Origin of the sequence: Bacillus sp. MUM 13 (assembly GCF_001866725.1) — a bacterium.
Taxonomy (GTDB): domain Bacteria; phylum Bacillota; class Bacilli; order Bacillales; family DSM-1321; genus Peribacillus.
This window is the reverse complement of record NZ_MLYQ01000185.1, coordinates 1-488: the sequence shown is the minus strand read 5'-3', so window position 1 is coordinate 488 and position 488 is coordinate 1. Positions and strand designations below refer to the sequence as shown.

At 40.0% G+C, this 488-nt stretch carries 1 protein-coding gene; it reads right to left on the bottom strand.

What is annotated here, in order from left to right; all coding sequences use genetic code 11:
* Positions 1 to 73: 73 nt before the first annotated feature.
* Positions 74 to 488, bottom strand: a 415-nt coding sequence (trmB, locus tag BIV59_RS22600; protein ID WP_071353699.1) for a tRNA (guanosine(46)-N7)-methyltransferase TrmB, incomplete at its 5' end; no start/stop codon positions are given.

Sequence of the window (488 nt, the reverse complement as noted above, 5' to 3'; positions counted from 1 at the left end):
TGTTCCATAGCAGCAAAATTCACGCAAACAACCCTAAAAAAAACTCCCATAGTCCGGGAGCTTTTCTTCACAATCAATTGTTAAATGCTGCTTCAAGCCTGTAAATCCGGCTGCCTTTACTTGAGAACTTTTCTTCATATTCAGTCATGATATTTCCTTCATAATCGCTGTTATGGAGATCAAGACTGATGAATGACAGAAGCATTCCATACTGTGAAATACTTAACAGCGAGGATTCAAATAATCCCTGATTATCTGTTTTAAAGTGTATTTCTCCTTTTTCAGGAAGAATGTCTTCGTATATGGAAAGAAAGGATGAGTGGGTCAGGCGCCTTTTAGCATGGCGTGTTTTTGGCCAAGGATCCGAAAAGTTGAGATATACCCGCGAAACTTCGCCCTTCTCAAAACATTTCTGCAATTCGGCTGCATTTTCTACCATCAGCTTCAGGTTAGGCAATTCTTCTTCAATCAAAAGATCCAGAGCTGTC